Annotated in this window: 14 protein-coding genes; 2 read left to right on the top strand and 12 right to left on the bottom strand. The window is 50.6% G+C overall.

Going from position 1 to position 17,556, the window contains the following annotated elements; genetic code table 11:
• Positions 1-279: 279 nt before the first annotated feature.
• From ligA to L0M14_RS27015, 4 genes are all read right to left on the bottom strand, one after another.
• The gene (ligA, locus tag L0M14_RS27000) at positions 280-2,304 is read right to left on the bottom strand and encodes an NAD-dependent DNA ligase LigA (protein WP_235119484.1); all 2,025 of its coding nucleotides are present in this window, start codon (positions 2,302-2,304) and stop codon (positions 280-282) included.
• Positions 2,305-2,356: 52 nt separating this feature from the next.
• A complete protein-coding gene (pcrA, locus tag L0M14_RS27005; protein ID WP_235119485.1) occupies positions 2,357-4,729 on the bottom strand; it encodes a DNA helicase PcrA in 2,373 nt (790 codons plus the stop codon).
• 3 nt (positions 4,730-4,732) lie between these two features.
• The gene (locus tag L0M14_RS27010) at positions 4,733-5,461 is read right to left on the bottom strand and encodes a heptaprenylglyceryl phosphate synthase (protein WP_405030805.1); all 729 of its coding nucleotides are present in this window, start codon (positions 5,459-5,461) and stop codon (positions 4,733-4,735) included.
• Positions 5,462-5,902: 441 nt separating this feature from the next.
• Positions 5,903-6,382, bottom strand: coding sequence for a hypothetical protein (locus tag L0M14_RS27015; protein ID WP_235119487.1), 480 nt, complete (start codon positions 6,380-6,382; stop codon positions 5,903-5,905).
• A gap of 125 nt (positions 6,383-6,507) precedes the next feature.
• On the opposite strand from L0M14_RS27015, the gene L0M14_RS27020 reads away from it, so the two are divergent.
• The gene (locus L0M14_RS27020) at positions 6,508-6,876 is read left to right on the top strand and encodes a hypothetical protein (RefSeq protein WP_235119488.1); all 369 of its coding nucleotides are present in this window, start codon (positions 6,508-6,510) and stop codon (positions 6,874-6,876) included.
• Between the two features lie 116 nt (positions 6,877-6,992).
• Here the strand turns inward: L0M14_RS27020 and L0M14_RS27025 are convergent, their stop codons facing one another.
• The gene (locus L0M14_RS27025) at positions 6,993-7,853 is read right to left on the bottom strand and encodes a spore coat protein (protein WP_235119489.1); all 861 of its coding nucleotides are present in this window, start codon (positions 7,851-7,853) and stop codon (positions 6,993-6,995) included.
• Between the two features lie 26 nt (positions 7,854-7,879).
• Positions 7,880-8,101 (bottom strand): hypothetical protein, encoded by a 222-nt coding sequence (locus tag L0M14_RS27030; protein WP_235119490.1) that lies wholly within the window; start codon positions 8,099-8,101, stop codon positions 7,880-7,882.
• Positions 8,102-8,268: 167 nt separating this feature from the next.
• On the opposite strand from L0M14_RS27030, the gene L0M14_RS32280 reads away from it, so the two are divergent.
• Positions 8,269-8,391, top strand: coding sequence for a hypothetical protein (locus tag L0M14_RS32280; protein WP_311198789.1), 123 nt, complete (start codon positions 8,269-8,271; stop codon positions 8,389-8,391).
• A 152-nt stretch (positions 8,392-8,543) separates the two neighbouring features.
• Here the strand turns inward: L0M14_RS32280 and L0M14_RS27040 are convergent, their stop codons facing one another.
• From L0M14_RS27040 to L0M14_RS27065, 6 genes are all read right to left on the bottom strand, one after another.
• Entirely contained in the window at positions 8,544-9,497 is a 954-nt protein-coding gene (locus L0M14_RS27040) for a DUF4340 domain-containing protein (RefSeq protein WP_235119491.1), read from the bottom strand.
• Positions 9,494-10,885 carry a GldG family protein gene (locus tag L0M14_RS27045; protein ID WP_235119492.1) on the bottom strand — a complete coding sequence of 464 codons (1,392 nt, stop codon included), beginning with the start codon at positions 10,883-10,885 and terminating at the stop codon, positions 9,494-9,496. The genes L0M14_RS27040 and L0M14_RS27045 overlap by 4 nt, the downstream gene beginning before the upstream one ends.
• A gap of 5 nt (positions 10,886-10,890) precedes the next feature.
• Positions 10,891-11,607 (bottom strand): ABC transporter permease subunit, encoded by a 717-nt coding sequence (locus L0M14_RS27050; protein WP_235119493.1) that lies wholly within the window; start codon positions 11,605-11,607, stop codon positions 10,891-10,893.
• Positions 11,600-12,703: an ABC transporter ATP-binding protein gene (locus L0M14_RS27055; protein ID WP_235119494.1), complete on the bottom strand. Its 1,104-nt coding sequence runs from the start codon at positions 12,701-12,703 to the stop codon at positions 11,600-11,602. The genes L0M14_RS27050 and L0M14_RS27055 overlap by 8 nt, the downstream gene beginning before the upstream one ends.
• Positions 12,704-12,955: 252 nt before the next feature.
• Positions 12,956-14,737 carry a DUF6583 family protein gene (locus L0M14_RS27060; protein ID WP_235119495.1) on the bottom strand — a complete coding sequence of 594 codons (1,782 nt, stop codon included), beginning with the start codon at positions 14,735-14,737 and terminating at the stop codon, positions 12,956-12,958.
• Positions 14,738-14,939: 202 nt separating this feature from the next.
• Positions 14,940-17,441, bottom strand: a complete 2,502-nt coding sequence (locus tag L0M14_RS27065; protein ID WP_235119496.1) for a U32 family peptidase — start codon at positions 17,439-17,441, stop codon at positions 14,940-14,942.
• Positions 17,442-17,556: the final 115 nt, after the last annotated feature.

The raw sequence follows: 17,556 nt of genomic DNA on the forward strand, positions 1-17,556 counted from the left end.
TGTGGCTGTTGCTTCGCTCTAAACGTCGCGTTACTGTTGGTCTAATGTCTAGTCCTCCTTAGTTCCTCCATAACATATGCAAGCAGCTCAAGGATAAACGAGTTCGTTGTCCTTAAGGGACGAGCGCGTTTGTCAAGGTTGATGCGAAGCAAAAGTAAACAGCTTATACTTTCTTATCTACTCAAAAAGGGCACAACTAGACAATGCTTCTAATTGAGCCCTCCTATTAGAAAATTCATGTGTGCACCAGAAAATACGTAGCCCACTATTTCACTAATGCTATTGCCCTTCGCCTAAGAGGCTCAGTAGCTCCTGCTCGTCATCGATGATATGAATGCCGAGGTCTTGCGCTTTAGTCAGCTTGCTTCCTGCGCTGTCGCCAGCAATAACGATATCGGTCTTTTTGGAGACACTGCCCGTGATTTTCGCTCCGAGTGCTTCGAGCTTCTTGGCACACTCATCTCGCCCCATACTGGACAAGGTACCTGTGAGAACAACGGTCTTCCCGTAAAACGGATTATCCGGATTAGCCTCAACAACTGGAGACTCTGCCGCAACGGGGGTTACACCAGATGCAAGCATTCTATTGATGCTGTCCATCATCACCGGGTCACGGAAGAAGTTATAGATACTGTCCGCGACAATACCTCCTACATCAGGCAGGGTGACCAGTTCCTCAGGAGTTGCCTCCATCAACTTTTCCAGGCTGCGGTAATGATCGGCTAGTACTTTAGTTGTTGTCTTGCCTGAATTCGGAATGCCAAGAGCGTACAAGAACGAAGCTAGGTCGCGAGACTTGCTTTTCTCGAACGAATTGAGAAGCTTCTGAGCTTTTTTGGCACCAAAGCGTTCCAGCTTAATGAGATCATCATAAGTAAGGTCATACAAGTCCGCAGGGTCACGAACTCCCAGTTCCTGATGCAGCTGTGCAGCCGTCATTTCACTGAAGGTTTCGATATCCATAGCATCACGCGATGCAAAATGCGTAATTCGGCCGATCAGCTGCGGGCTGCAGCCCAAACGATTCAGACAGAATAAATGCGCGCCACGCATCTCGAGTTCGCTACCGCAAGCAGGACAATGAGTAGGATACACGATCTCTTCCCCATCGTTCTCATCGGTCACTTTGCCTAATATCTCAGGAATGACGTCATTAGACCTGCGAATGTACACAAGACTGCCGAGCGCGTGTTTCAGGTTCTTGCGTTCAATGTCACCTATATTGTTAAGCGTGCAGTTTTGAACGGTAACACCGGCTAGGTCCACAGCTTCTACGCGTGCTAGCGGGGTTATTTTGCCTGTACGTCCCACTTCCCACGAGACGCTCTGCAGCACTGTTGTCGCTTCCTCAGCTTCAAATTTGAAGGCGACAGCCCAACGCGGGAATTTTTCTGTGTAGCCAAGCACCTCTCTCGTACGCATATCGGTAAGCTTGACAACGCCCCCGTCGATCAAAAAGTCAAAGCTAAGGCGTTCCTCGGCGATCCGCTCCAATTCCGCTGCTACTTCCTCAATTGAGCTGAAATAGCGGGTGCGATCACTCACTTTAAAATGGTTATCCTTCAGGAACTGCTGCATTTGGGCATGATTTTCAAACTGTATGTCATCCGAGTAGCCTACATTATAGAAAAATGCGTTCAACTTACGCTCCGAAGTTGTCTTTGGGTTTAGGTTGCGCAGCGCTCCTGCAGCTGCATTTCTGGCATTCTTAAGCGGGTCGGCAGCTGTCTTGTTATATTCCTCAAGCACAGAAAGGAACATCATCCCTTCCCCCTGCACCTCAATGGTACCGCCCGTGTAAGGAATCTCGAGAGGAATGGATTTGATGGTCTTAACCTGCGCCAAAATCCCCTCGCCAATCTGACCGTTGCCGCGAGTTGCAGCCTGCACCAGCTGACCGTCTGTATAAGTCAAATTCAGAGTGAGCCCGTCAAATTTCAGTTCTACGACAAATGATGGGTCCGGCAGCGGCTGGTCAGGGTTCTTGCTGTTGTAGTCGGTTACGAGCTTTTGAACGCGGGTATGCCATGCCTGCAGATCTTCCGCGTTTTGTGCTTTATCCAAGCTCCACAAACGGGAGAGATGCCGGTGGGGCTCGAAGCCCTTCAAAATTTCTCCGCCTACCCGCTGCGTAGGAGAGGAAGGCAGGACTACACCCGACTCCTTCTCCAGCGCAATCAGCTTGTCATATAAGGCATCCCATTCTTTATCGCTAATCGTCGGTTGATCGAGCGTGTAGTAATTATGGTTATGCAGGTTAATTTCTTGGATGAGGGTTTTCATTGCCGCGATGGCATCAGTCATGACGGACTCGTCCTCTCTTTATGGAAAAATAAAAGCTACACGCTCCGGCGGATCAGGATTCCTTGTTGATCGGAGCGAATTTGGCTAGCAGGCGCTTGAGGCCTACAGGCGCCGGGAAAGCAATCTGCAGTTCGGTGTCGTCACCCGAGCCTTTGACAGAAACGACGGTGCCGATGCCCCACTTGCCGTGCGACACTTTGTCGCCGGCTTTGTAGTCCGGCACCGCGCCGCCAACGGCGGCCGGCTGCGGCGAACGGAACGCCGCCGGCCGCGCAGGGGCTGGAGCTGCGGCTTGCGGTGCCGCAGCTCTGCCAGGAGCCGTCCTTCCGAAGGAGGACGGCTGGCCCCAGGCAGACGAGCCGGACGAAGTGCGGCTCGCTGCGGTAGAGGCGGCGCCGAAGCTGCCGCCGCCGGAGCCCCAGGAGCTGCCCCCGCGGGCAGCTCGGGCGAAGCCTCCGCCTCCGCCGGCCATCGAGAGGTTCTCGACGAGTTCCTGCGGAATCTCGGTGAGGAATCTCGAAGGGGCGTTGGAGGCGGTGCGTCCAAAGAGCGTGCGCATGCGGGCGCACGACAGGAAGAGCTCTTCCTCCGCGCGCGTGATGCCTACATAGGCCAGGCGGCGCTCTTCTTCCAGTTCTTCATCGTCCGTGAAGGCGCGGTTGTGCGGAAACACGCCTTCCTCCATGCCGATGATGAACACGACAGGGAATTCGAGTCCCTTGGCGCTGTGCATCGTCATCAGCACGACAGCATCCTTTTCGTCTGCGTCCTTATCCTTGTCCATCGTATCAATATCCGCGATCAAGGCCAGGTCTGTAAGGAAGGAAACCAGCGACTTGTCGTCGTTGCGCTTCTCAAAGTCCATGGTCACGGAAAGGAACTCATCGATATTCTCGAGACGCGCTTTGGATTCAATGGTATTCTCGCGTTGGAATTCAAGGCGATACTGGGTCAGCTCCAGCATTTTTTCCGTTAATTCTGTTACGGACAAATACTCAACCATTTGATTCAAGTTCTCGATCATTTGACGGAAATCCGCCAAGGCATGCTTGGCTTTGGTTGTAATCTCAAGCGCTTCGATTTCATCAATCATGGCATATAACGAGATACCGCGCCGCCCCGCCATTTCGGCTACCTTGTCCATCGTCGTGCCTCCGATGCCTCGCTTGGGCACGTTAACGATACGCATCAGGCTGATATCGTCATCCGGATTAGAGATCAGACGAAGGTACGCCAGGATATCCTTGATCTCTTTACGATCGTAGAACTTGACGCCGCCGACAATGGTGTACGGAATATCGGATTTAATTAAAATTTCCTCGATTACCCGGGACTGGGCGTTCGTTCTGTACAGGATGGCGTGCTCGGAGAACTTTTTCCCCTTAGAACGGTTCTTATTAATCTCATTGGTAACAAAGTAACCCTCTTCATGCTCGGAGTCGGCTTGATACAGTTTGATCAAGTTGCCCCCGTCTTTATCCGTCCACAGGTTCTTAGGCTTACGCCCGGTGTTGTTGGCGATCACCTTGTTCGCGGCCTGAAGGATATTGGACGTGGAGCGGTAGTTCTGCTCGAGCAGAATCGCGGTAGCGTTGGGATAATCTTTTTCAAAGTTAAGGATGTTGGAAATATCAGCGCCCCGCCAGCGGTAAATCGATTGGTCACTATCACCCACTACGCAAATTCGCTTGTGCTTGGCCGCCATCATCTGGCACAGCATGTACTGTGCGCGGTTCGTATCCTGGTACTCATCCACATGAATATATTGAAATTTGTTCTGGTAGAAATCCAGCACTTCCGGGACTTCCTTGAACAATTGAATGGTGGTCATAATCAGATCGTCAAAATCGAGGGAGTTGTTGCTTCTAAGCTTCTTTTGATACAAAGTAAATACTTTGGCGGTTAAGGTTTGAAAATAATCCCCGATCTTGGTCTCGAACTCCTGCGGAGTCACAAGCTCATTCTTGGCTGCGCTGATGGCCGCTTGGAATGCTTTGGGCTCGAACTTCTTGGTATCGATGTTCAATTCCTTGCAGCAGGTCTTAATGACGGAAAGCTGATCCCCCGAGTCTAAAATCGTAAAATTCGACGTGAAGCCAATCCGTGAAATGTCCTTCCTAAGAATCCGCACACACATAGAGTGGAACGTCGACACCCAAATGTCGCTGCCCGCTCCGCCGACCAGCTTGCCGACCCGTTCCTGCATCTCGCGAGCCGCCTTATTGGTGAAGGTTATGGCAAGAATGCTCCAAGGAGCCGCCTTACGTGTACCGATTAAATAAGCAATGCGGTGCGTCAGCACCCTGGTCTTGCCGCTCCCCGCTCCGGCCATAATGAGCAGTGGACCGTCTACTGTTTCAACAGCCTTCCGCTGCTGCGGATTCAGCCTCTTGATCGCATCCAAGATGTTAACCGTTTCGTTCATAATTTACCTTCCTGTTCTATCAAGGTTCACAGTTTGAAGCGCCTGCTCCAAATCGCTGTATATGATATTGCCGACGACGATGGTATCAGCAGCCTCAGCCGCTTCCCGGGCACGCTCCAAGCTATCAATGCCCCCGCCGTAGAACAAACGTGCATCTTCAAGCACGCTCTGGGTGCGCCGCACCAATTCCATATCTCCAAAGATTCCGCTATATTCTACATAAACAATCGGCATATGAAACAGCTTGTCCGCCATTCGGGCATAAGCTGCCGCGTCTTTGGCATCCAGCGCCGTCTTTGCTGAAGTCAGTTTTGCAGCCGACGCTTCTCCGTTAAGAATGATGTACCCTTCCGGCACGATTTCGTCCCAATTGAGCATAGCGCCGTATTCCTTTATCGCCTCATGGTGATGTCCGAGGATCCAATCCGGGTCCATACTGTTGAGGACAACCGGTATGAGGAACAAATCGAATCCCGGCACAATCGCGTCACGGTTGGAAATTTCCAGCACACAAGGCACCTCATACTGCCGGATGCGCGCGAGCAAATCTACGGTATTATCAAACGTTACGCCTGTTGTGCCGCCTACCATGATGGCATCCGTACCGGATAAGCAGATCCGATCCAGGTGCTCGTCCGAAATCTCACGGTCCGGATCAAGCTTAAATACATGCTTCCACTTGCGTATATCGACGATCAAGAGTTTCCCTCCGATAAGCGGCAAATTCGCCATAATATCACCAGTCTATGCTACGTGAATGGGTGTGTCAAATGACGAAAGACGGGCTGTAGGCCCGTCTTTTCGTCTATATGTGGCATATCTGTCCTAGACTCCTTCTATGTCAACTATACGCAGGATTACGAACATGCATTCCCTAATACCTGGGGCTATTTACATTAATGTGATGCAGGGGGCGATATGAGCTAAGAGCTATGCGCTATGAGATATGGGATGTGAGATGTGAGATATGAGCTACGAGATATTGGAAGATATGGGATATAGGCTTGTTCAGTGGCGTGATGACAATTATTTCTTATTATTAGCAGGGTTGTCAGTTGCTACGATTAGCAAGGAGGAGTGTCTGTTACTACAATTAACAAAGAGAAACACTGGGACGCCCTCATCACTTGAAGGAATCTTTAAGCCACTCGTATCGACTCTCCCTCGAAGCTGTTACTTCACTTCGATATTGAAGATCTTCTGGATATTCATGTCGGAGTGGTCGTTCTGCTGCAGCTCCAGCTTGATCTCGTGCTTGCCTGTCGCCAAATTTGTCAGCTTAAGCGGTGTAACCTGAGAAAACATCCCCTTTTGCTTGCCATCGACGTACAAATGCAGATGCCCTTCCCCCTGAACATTCTGCTTGCCCACATGCTCGTTGGATAATTGCAGATTGCTAACGGAGTAGGTAATGAGCGCTGTACGGCCGTCCAGCTTGAGATTCCCGTCTATTGACGGCATGGCTCCAGCTTGTAGGGACCCAGCCCCTGCAGCCTCCTGGATTTGCGTTCCAAGCTGCGCCTGCGTTTGTACCGCTGTTGTTGTTGAGATCTGTGAAGCCAGCTCTTGCTCTTCTCCCTTCGAATTGCAGGCTGTCGTTAGCGCTGTCAGTAAAACGAGCGAGGCCGTGCCGTAAATCCATGCTTTCTTCATCTTCAACACCCCTTGTCACAAAATTTTGGACATCCTTTGTACCTTATATATGAGTGACAAGCAGGTTCCATGCCATGATTTGCGGCAATGTGGGACAAAATAGTGAAAATAGGGGGACCATCAACATGGGAAGAAGACAAAGCACGAGGAAGAAACACATACATGCGGAAGTACCTATTGCACCCAGAACGACTCTTGACCATCAGCCGGATACCTGCAAGCTGTGCGGCCGCAGCGGCGTGGTGACCACGGAGCATCATCTGACGCCCCGAGAGCGTGGCGGATCCCATCTGCCAACCGCTGACCTGTGCATTCCCTGTCATAAGCATATTCACGCACTGTTCACCAACGAACAGTTGGAGCAAGAGCTGCACACCATTGAAGCGCTTCGCGGCAACGAAGAGATGGGGCGTTTTCTCAAATGGATTCGCAAGCAGCCACCTACCCTGCTGCCGCGTATCCGCAAGTCGCGCCAGCTTCGCGGGAATTATTGAGGTCTTTCTAAGTTGGTCCACGTCGTTAAGTAGTGATGGGCAAATATTGAAAAACGCCTTAAGAGGATTGGCATGGCCAAAGCTCCAAGGCGCTTCGTTGTTTAAGCAGCTTATATTTAGAAGCTGTATTTGCTGCCCTCATGATGCTTGCTAATGTATGAGCTATCCGAGGTCGATCCGCTTGTTGTCTGATGACGGGCTGCGATACCGGAGCTTTGACCCTGCACGGAAGACGGATTGGCACCCGCTTCCGAGATGGAGCCGGAACCCGTATAATAACCGGTTCTTCCGGTTTGTGAGGAGCCTGCGCTTTGGCTCAAGCCGCCCATTCCGTAATCGGAAGACGTCATGCCTTGTGAAGACGTGATGTCATGCTCCTGCTGAGCCTTATTATGCAGTGTGTTGTAAGATGTATGCTGGCTAGCAGCACTCTGCGGATAGCTTTGGCTGGATATTGCATTTGGATAAGCGTTGGCATTGATCGTTTGCAGCGGCTGGAAAGCCTGTTGTTGGGCAGCCATCGTGTTGGTATATTGGCTTGGTTGTTGCGAATACTGTGCGTACTGCTGCTGTTGCCCGGCCATAAATTGATTTTGCTGTTGTGTTGTGTTCATTTGACCCATGTTCTGCTGAACGAACGACTGCAAGCGAGTTGCGCATTGACTGTGTTTTTGCAGCTCTTGTTGGAGCTGCTGCTGGTTAGCAGGCTGTACATCGTACCCGCCCAGCTTTTGAATTTCTTGAAAGATGGTTGCTTGATCGTTCAACGTTTTTTGGAGTAGAGACTGGAATGTTTGGCGAATTTGTGGATTGGCGGACTCCAGTGCCGCTGTTGTATATTCGCGCGCTGCGCGTTTTAATTCGGAAAGAACGAAATTGGCCAGATCCTGATCTTCTAGATATACTTGGTTTCCTTGGCTTTGCTGATTTTGCTGTGTGCCGAAGGATTGCTGTTGATAGGGATTTTGTTGAAACACGTTCCTTGCACCTCCTGATGGGCGAATTAATGAGTGATGCCAGCTTGCTGCTGCAGCGTGTTCGTTAGCGTACTTACGTTTTGCAGACGTTCTTGCGACAATTGGGATAAAACCTGTTTCAAGGACGAGTTCTGGCATTCTACCGCGCCTTGTACGCATAGCTTGGTGAGCAGCTCCTCGTTTTTGATCGAATCGGCTATGTACGCGAGTTCCTTGCTGGAGATGGTTTGATTTCCTTGATTGTACATGTGAATGTTACCCTCCCTTCCGGTGTTATTATTAGACTTCCCAATTTATTCCGTTTTATGTAGCTGTTCTGAAAGAAGTTCACGCTGGGCTAAAAAACTCGTCGTTGAGTCGGTTGGTAACGAGAGGCCTGAGATGGTGAGATTCATTAGAAGTCCGGGAAGGTTGGTTGGTTGGTTGGTTGGTTGGTTGGTTGGTTGGTTGGTTGGTTGGTTGGTTGGTTGGTTGGTTGGTTGAGATGGTTGAGGAGGTCGAGAAGGTCGAGAAGGTCGAGAAGGTCGAGAATGCCTAGAGAAGGTTGGAAGGTTGAAAGGGGTGGCCTACGATTCCGCCGGTTATCGTTTGGAAGGATTTCATCCGGGTAATTCCGGTTGATCCCCCATGCGAAAAAGAGCATAACCAAGACGTTTTGGTCCCGGTCATGCTCTATTCTTATTCTTATTCTTATTTAGCTGCAGGCGTTGGCGTTGGCGCCTCTTCCTTCAGCTTAGCATCGTAGGCATCCGCCATTTTTTGAATATCGGCAGCTGTAAGCTGGTAAGCCCATTGCCCGCCCTGCTTGGCTAGCCATACCTGATCCTGGCTCAGCTTGCCTTCATACGTATCTGTCGTTTCTTTGCCGTTATCGGAAAGCGTCAGCTCCACCTTCAGCTCACCGCCTGCTGTTGGCACCTCTCCGGCTGGCTTGGCCAGCACGGTAGTATGGAGGAAAACAAGTTCATTCAGCAGAGAGCTCGCATCAGAGCCTTTTAGCTCCTTATCTCCCAGCTTCCAGTTCGCTTCCGAGGTTACTTTGTCCTTGTCCGTCTTGGATAATGTCCAGCTCTGGCCTTTCCACGTCAGCTTGACGCTCTGAACCTTATCGTTATCAAAGGCGAACGGACTGGTATCCATAAAATCTACCGGCGTCTTAGCCAAGAGCTGCAAGGATTGGTCGCTGACCTGATAGACCGTCGGTGAATCCTCTGTTTTTGCATAGGAAAAACCTTGAATCGGCAGTGCTGCGCCAACCTGAATCCCTTTCTTAGAGCCGTCTTTCATCGTGACTTCATACACCTGAGCAGGCTGATCCAAGCCGTACTTGGCTAAATCCGCCGCATTCTCTTCAACAACCTTTTCCTGATTGACAAGACCAAAGGAATCCAGCCAGCTATCCACTTGGCTCCCGCTGATCGGTACTGCCGCAGGCTTAGCCATCTCCCAGCTGTTGTCTTTGCGGTTCATCTCAATCTGTTGATCAGCCGTATGCAGGCTGAAGGATTGAACGTTCTCCTGCTGCAGGGCGACGAGGGCTTTCGGTTCATCTTTCTTCTCTCGGAAAAAGTCCTTGCTCGAGGCGTACCAGAACGCCCCGATGCAAACGACGACCAACAGAATCGTAGGAATAAACCTTCTCATCCCCGTCTCCTCCTCCACCAGATGATTCCACCGATGATCAGGAACAAGAGCGGCAGAACGATCACTGTGCCCAGGAAAATCGTGTTGGCCTGACTAGGCGTGATGACCGCTTGCTGAATCGCCGCTCCCTCGCGAGGCCGGATTGTAACTTGGTCCTTCTGCTCCTGCAGCCAGCCGATGCTGTTTAAAGCAAAGTCCTTATTCCCTTGATTCTGGATATCCTGGTCCAGAAGGAACGTCGAGCCGCCAAGGATGACTGCTTTCGGTTTCTTATCCTTGTTTTCGATGGCATAGCCCAGGTTCAGCGGTCCCTTAATATCTTGATCATCCTGCTTGGTCTTGGATTGCGTCAGCAGGTTGATGTCCGTTTCTCCATAAGCCTTGTCGGTAGTTTTGAGCAAGAGTGATTTCGTCCAATCCGTTTTGCTCTCATCCGCATTCAAGGAAACGGCAAGTGAAAGCATGGTGATCAGATTGTAATCGGACAGCTTGTTCGTAATATCATGGCTGCCGTATTCCGGAATAATGGTAAGCGGATCGAAAAGCGACGTCTGTTTGGCTTCAATCGCAACCGCATGCTGATCCTGAATACCGAATGTATTCATGATAGAATCGATATTCTTCCACTTGGTCGCCATATCTTTGTTAAAGCCAAGGGCGATATATATCTTCCCTTTATTCTGCAAATAAGTGTTAATAAGCTCGGTTTCTTTGTCGTTCAAATCGTTTTGCGGTCCTAAGAGGAGCAGCATCGATGCATCATCCGGAATTTCACCTTCGCGATACAGGTTCAATTCCTTCACATCATAGTTCTCGCTCTGCAGACTGTTATTGAGAATCGTCATCGCGCTCAGCGGATATTCCTGATGTCCGGATAGCACATAAACGACGTGCTTCTCCGTCGAAGTCAGGTTATTGATCGCTTGCGTAAATTTCTCTTCTCCACTAAACGTATAGGAGCCGTCCTGCTGGCCGTTAAACATTTCGTAGAAATTAATGTTTTTCTTCTTGTCGCCAAGCTCGAACACCAGTGTACCGCTTTGATCAACGCCGTACTGCTTCGCCATAGATGGCTGCTTGAGCATATCATATTGATCAAAGGTGATTTTGCTGCTCTGCTTCTTATATTCTTCAGCCAAGTCCGTTACTTGCTTCGTCAAGAAGTCGTCCGTGCTCTGTCCGACATTCGTAAAGGCGATGATGTGGATGTCTTGATTTAAATTTTTGAGCGTCGTTACCGTTTGTTCAGATAATGTATAACTCTTGTTTTTCGTCAGATCCAACTGAAAGCCTTTGAGCGAATGAAGGAAGATCGTCAGAATGATGAAAATGCCGATGACGGCGATCGATAACACTGTCGCATTGGTACCCCGTATCCACTTGTTCATCCTTCTCACCTCCAGCGCTTTCTTTCGAGTACTTGTATGCTAAGCACGATAAACATAGCGGCTAACGTGATGTAGAACACGATGTCTCCCCCATGCAAAACGCCCTTCTGCAAATTGGCCATATGGCTGGTCAGGGAGAACTGGCCGATCCAATCCTTCAGCTTACCACCGAATGCATCGCCTAACCAATCCAGCAGCCATAAGAGAAGCAAAATGACGAACCCTGCGATCCCAGCAACCATCTGGTTGTTGGTCAAGCTTGAGGCAAATAGGCCGATAGCCATCATGGCGCAGCCCAGCAGAAACATGCTGAGGTAGGACAGCCAAAGAATCGGTTTATCTAACTCTCCAAATGCAGACATAATCAGCGGATAAATCAGACTGACAGCTACTAGACCGATTTGGACGATAAATGCAGACAAATACTTGCCCAGTACAATTTCGCTGATACCAGCGGGCGACGTCAGCAGCAGCTCGTCCGTACCTTGGCGGAATTCATCCGCCACCAGCCGCATCGTCAGCAGGGGAATGATGAACAAGTAAATGAACGTCGTATTCCCTACTACATAGCGCGCGTCGACAATCGGCGGCTGTCCGACAACAAAGTTGACATAGAAAAAGAAGCTGGACAGCACAATATAGAAAGCAAACGCTACATAAGCAACGGGGGAATAAAAATACATTTGAAGCTCTTTGGAGCAAATAGCCCACACTCTACGCATCGACGGCTGCCTCCTCTTCATCTTGATCGGCGTCTACCGTTCCGGCCTCGTCTGTAGTCAGCTTGAGGAAGATATCCTCCAGGCTTAGGCTCTCCCGCTTCATCTCCAGAATCGGAAAGCCTGCGTGCGCCAATCGGAAGAACACTTCTTCACGGATGTCCGAACGATCCGCGGAAGTAATCAGCAGCTTTACGGATCCCATAGCAGCAGCATGAACCTCTTGCGAGTCTGCAGTGCCGGTGCTGGTGTCGGTGTCAGTGTCGGCATCCGCCAGCGGGAGGCTTGGCTCACCGGTCGATTGTTCGCTGCCTGATAGGATGTCGGCGGTATCCAGCTCCTTCACCTTCGCGACGGACTCAAGCCCGCGCAGCTCGGTAATAATCCGCTCCCGAGGTCCCTTGACCTCGAGTGAGACCTCGAACGTCTCGCCCATCGTGCGGCCAAGATTCTCCGGACGCTCGTCAAGCACGACGCGTCCTTGGTTAATGATCAGCACGCGATTACAGAGCGTGTTGATCTCCGGCAAAATGTGCGTGCTTAGCAGCACCGTATGATTCTCACCCAGCTCGCGGATGAGCTGGCGGATCTCGATGATCTGCTTGGGATCGAGCCCTGACGTGGGCTCATCCAGAATGAGCAGATCCGGATTGTGCAGGATGGCCTGAGCCAGCCCCAGACGCTGCTTGTAGCCCTTGGACAGGCCGCGGATGACCTGCTTCTCACGTCCCTGCAAGCCCAACTTCTCTATGGCTTCGCCAACACGAAGCTTCTGCTCGCGCGCCGGCACGTCACGCAAATTAGCAATAAAGTTCAAGTATGATTGTACCGTCATCTCCGGATAGAGCGGCGGCGTCTCCGGCAGGTAGCCGATCTTGCGGCGAGCTTTCTTGGGACTGTCCGCCATTGAATGGCCATCCACCAGAATTTGTCCGTGCGTCGGATTCAGATACCCTGTAATCATCCGCATCGTCGTCGTTTTGCCAGCTCCGTTCGGCCCTAGAAAACCAACGATTTCACCGCGCTGCATCGAAAAATCGATGTTATGCACGCCGCGCTGATTCTCGTACAGCTTGCTGACTTGTTTCACCTCAAGCATGAATGACCCTCCATTTCAAACGTTCGTTCATAAGAAACCTCCCTCAATATACCCTTGGAACAATAAGCCAACCTTAAGCGAAACTGAAAATTAGATTAAAAAATTGTGTCTAAGTTGTGAACCCATCTAGTGTAAGAGGAAACTTTCACCTTCCATCTATGTCCAATTTAACTGTAAACAAAACAAGCTGCCCCTCAAGTAGATTCACTTGAAGAACAGCTTGAAGCCTCTGCATGGTTACGTTTGTCAAGTCTATGTAGACAGCTTGTTTCGAGATCTGGGGGCTTTGCTTTCACCCAAGCTTCCCTGTCTGTCGAAAAGTGCTGCGGGCACGCCCAGCACTCGCAACAGCTCCTGATGCTCTTGGGCCAAGCGCTGTATGCCCTGTCCGATATCCCTATAAACTCCTTCCATATCCTGGTCCGACATCTGCCCCAGATTGATCGAATTATCCTCGCTTAACAACGGTATTCTTACAGGCGCACCCGTTTCCAGTGTATGATGCAGCTTGAAATCCACAAGGTGATGGGATAGTTGATCTTCCGCACTATAGATGCCTAAGCGGATACGACTATTTCTTTCGGTCACATAAGGGTCCTGTCTCGTCTTATCGACCGTAATATCACCCTCATAATTAAAGGGGCTTTGCGGTATTTCTTCGGGCATCCTTATTTTAAAATGATAATTGCTTGTCTCACGATCAGCCAGCGTTTTTCTGTCATAAGCCAGCTGAGCTGAAAAATCGGTCTCATTCACTGCCTGATCTTCCGGATGCAGCTTCATATTCAAAGCGACTTTGCCCTGCATGCGGGAATCATCTACTTCTTGCGTATGGAGGAACGTTATCTCTTCTTTGTCACCTTGCTGCTGATTGGTACTCGCGATCGACAGTAACGTATAGGTTAGTGAGCTGTTTGCCTTCCAGCTTCCTAGCTTGACGGTCACAGCCTCGTCGGCTACCCCATCTTTGACGTCAAAGTCCAGTTTGCGCTGGAGAATCCGGTGATGGCGATCAATATAGACTTTCATCGTTAAGCCATCACGCAGCGTCTGTCCTGAAGCAACCTGCTTGAAGCCTGCAGCCAACTGCTTCCACTGCTGCAAAAACTGCTCTTTCTCCAAATACTTGACCGGATAACCGCTGTCACTGATCAAGAGGCGTGTACTCAGCAAGCGATCATAGAGTTTATTCTGAAGCTCTTGGTCGTCGGCCAGTTTATCTGCAAAAACGCTCATTAGCCGCTTCATATCCTCATTACTAAATGAAATCGTTAGCTCCCGGCATTTGACGCTTGTTCCCGCTTCTTCTAATACACCGTTCTTATTTAATGTCACCTGTTCGGAGGCGATGCCGTCGGCGTACAGCTTCCCATACGGTAGCATCAATCTGCTAAACTCATCGGAGTCCATCCCAAGTGCATCCAACCATTCCTGCAAGCTTACAACCCGCTTGGGAAAGGCACCCATTTGGAAACGCTTCTTCATCTCATCGATGTCCTTCGCTTGTATATAGCCGTATTTATCATAAATAGCAGGTATCCGAAATAAAACCTTTTCCGAATCCATTGCGCTTTCGATTCCCAAAAAGGATGTATCGTCCACATACCAGTCCAGCTTCTGGGCGAACTGATGGTTGCCTGCATCTTCCTGTGTATCCATAACCAGCTGTGATTTGGCGATCACATCAAGTAAATCAGGCGGAAATTCGCCAGACGCATCGGGGTCAATTTGCACGTCGCTCAGCTCTAAAACGGAATGGATCGGCTGGTCCGGATTCAGCGTACCGTCCTTTGCCCAGTCCTCCCACAGCTTGAGCCAATCCTGACTCCAGCTCTCTATGGTGCTTACCTCCGATTGCAAATAGATCAGCTTTGGACTCTTGAATACGTCGAATTGTATATATAAGGCCAGCGCCGCAAAGAGCAGCAAGAGAAACACAAGGGCGGAACAAAGTCCATATATCAGCTTTCGATTTGGCTTCAACCGTCGTTTTTCCGGGACAAATGGATTGGGAAAGGTATACTCCGAAGACAAGACAAGCTCCTCCAATGCGACAAAAGTTCTAGTTTATTGACATAATTTCCACTTTATCATGGGAACATGTTGGTTGTATACCACATTTTGGGAGGTAGGGGCAGCGGCGTTTTGAAAAAAGCCGTGAAGCTCGTCCATCTTGGTCGGGCTTTACCAGCACACAAAAGAGCCATAGACAAATGTATGTCTATGGCTCCTCGTTTTATTTAATTAACTGTCCCCTAGTTACACCTAGTTGGTTGGTTGCTTTCAATGACTTCCAGACCTGTGTTCCTGTTATTTGACCATTAATGGCACTGCGGTAAAGCGAAAGGACCTCTTTGACCTTATCCGGTGATTCCTCCAGGAATTCAACGCGGAAAGAGCGAATCCCCAGTTCCATAAAATGACTCAAATATTCGGCGCCGGACTGGTCGATCGCATTGTACACCGTATTGCGGCAGCCTTCATCGACACGCACCGGATGTGACATACCTACGCGGTCCTGCAGCGATACGCGCTGCTCCTCACAAGGGCGTCCGCAGTTCGTATAGTCCGTTCCTTCGCTCAGGAACGTGCAGTAAACGCAGTGCTCCGTATGGAACATCGGCATGTGCTGATGAATCACGACCTCCAGCTTGGACGTATCCGTGCGGCGGAGCAAGTCGACCATCTGCTGGATGTTCAAATCGTAGGAAGGCGTAACCTTCGAGAGGCCTGCCTCCAGGAACAGCGACGCGGTCTTATGGTTCGCCACATTCAGTGAGAAATCCCCGATCAGCTGCGGACGCGCTGCTTGCGGATTCTCCAGCTGATGCTTCAAGAAATAATAAACAGCACCTGTGTTACGGACAAGAACGGCATCCGGTCCAAGCTTTAAGATATTGTTAAAATAGCCCGTTTCGCCAGGCATATGAATTCTCGGCGTGACTAAAGCAATCTTGCGGCCTGCGGCGTGAACCGCTTCGACAGCGGCAGGGAACTGCTTGATAAACTCAAAATCCGCGTAGATAAAGGATACGTCCATCTCGAGCACTGCCTTAACCTGGTCCAGGTTACGGCAAAGAGCGGTTAATTCCACCTGCTCAGGAGCAGAGGAAGGCATTGCCGGCGCATCGTCATATGCACCGACCATGCGCTTCACGTATGCGCGGGGCTTCTGACGCTCATCCTCCATCAGCTCGACAGCCTGACGGCGCATGCTGTTCAGCTCTCTCATCGGTACGATCAATAGTCCGCCGAGGTCCAACTCCACTTGATCCAGCTCATAGATCGTACCGCCCAAACGACCGAATTGCTCACGGAAAAGCGTTTCGTCCATCGGGCGTTTCTCCGCAAGCACGAGCGGAAGCTCGGACTGGACAAAGACGGTATGGCCCGCTTGTGTGTCGGTCCACCAGCTTTTTAAAGGCTCCCCTTCGGAGCCGACGATCTTCACGTTAACCGGGAACGTGCGGTACGGCTTATCTGTTTCATACGTTTGGCGCAGACGTTTGTCCAAATGCGGGTCGTTCGTCTTCCAGATGCGGTCGCCGACATGCAGACGTCCGAGATTCACATCATTGCGCCCGCAAATGATTTCGATGATACCGCCGCCTGCCTCGCCTTCCAGCTTTGTACCGCTGCGGCGCAAGTCGTAAATGCGCCCGCCCTCTTCCTTCTTCGTCGGGTCTCCGGCGTCAAACACGATACCGTCGCCTCGTTTCAGCGGTGCTTCCAACTCACACACGACGCCGTCGCGCAGAATCTGCTTGACGCGTCCTACGAAAACGCCGCGGCTCTTCGGATACGTGCCCTCGACCAGCTGCTTATTGTTGGTCCCTTTCAGGAAGCCAACCGTAAAGCCTCGCGAGAAGCTCTGCTCCAGCTCACGCAATTCTTCCTTCGTCGGGCGAGGGTTCTCGCCGTCAAAATAACGGTCAATTGCCGCTCTGTACTTGCTCACCACGTTTGCTACGTATTCAGGGCTTTTCAAACGGCCTTCTATTTTAAAAGAGGTCACGCCAGCTTCAATAAGCTCAGGAACCAGCTCCAATGCGGCCAAATCTTTGGGAGACAGCAGGTAAGCCACATCACCCATCGGCTTCTGTACGCCGTCCACCATCAGGTCATACGGCAATCGGCAGGCCTGCGCGCACTCGCCGCGATTCGCCGAGCGTCCTCCCCACATTTCGGAAGTCAGACACTGGCCCGAGTAGGATACACAAAGCGCGCCATGCACGAACACTTCCATCGGAAGCTTCGCCTGGTCGCCGATCTGCTTGATCTGCTTTAAATTATTTTCACGACCGAGCACGACGCGTTCAATATCAAAAGGCTTCGTGAACTCAACAGCCTCCGGCGACGTAATCGTCATCTGCGTGGAGCCGTGAATCGGGAAATCCGGTGAGATTTCGCGAATCATTTTCACAAGTCCTAAATCCTGCACGATCACAGCATCGACGCCCGCATCCACACATGCTTCGATTAACTCTTTGGCATCGGTCAGTTCTTCTTCAAACACAAGGATGTTGAACGTCAGAAAACCCTTTACTCCATATAAATGAAGGAACGACATAATATCCGGCAGCTCGTCCATCGTAAAATTGTGGGCGCGAGCGCGGGCGTTAAACTTCTCCACACCAAAAAACACCGCATCGGCCCCATTGGCCACAGCGGCTCTCAAACAATCCCAGTCTCCGGCAGGAGCCAGGAGCTCTATATCTTCTCTGCGTATCGTACGCATGGCAGCAAATCCTTTCAATCGCATCTTTATGCATAATAAAAAATAGCCTTCCCTTAAGTGTAACAGATAAAGAGGGATGGAAGCTATAGAAATGGTTGGACAATACCTATCCTCG

Source organism: Paenibacillus hexagrammi (assembly GCF_021513275.1).
GTDB lineage: Bacteria > Bacillota > Bacilli > Paenibacillales > NBRC-103111 > Paenibacillus_E > Paenibacillus_E hexagrammi.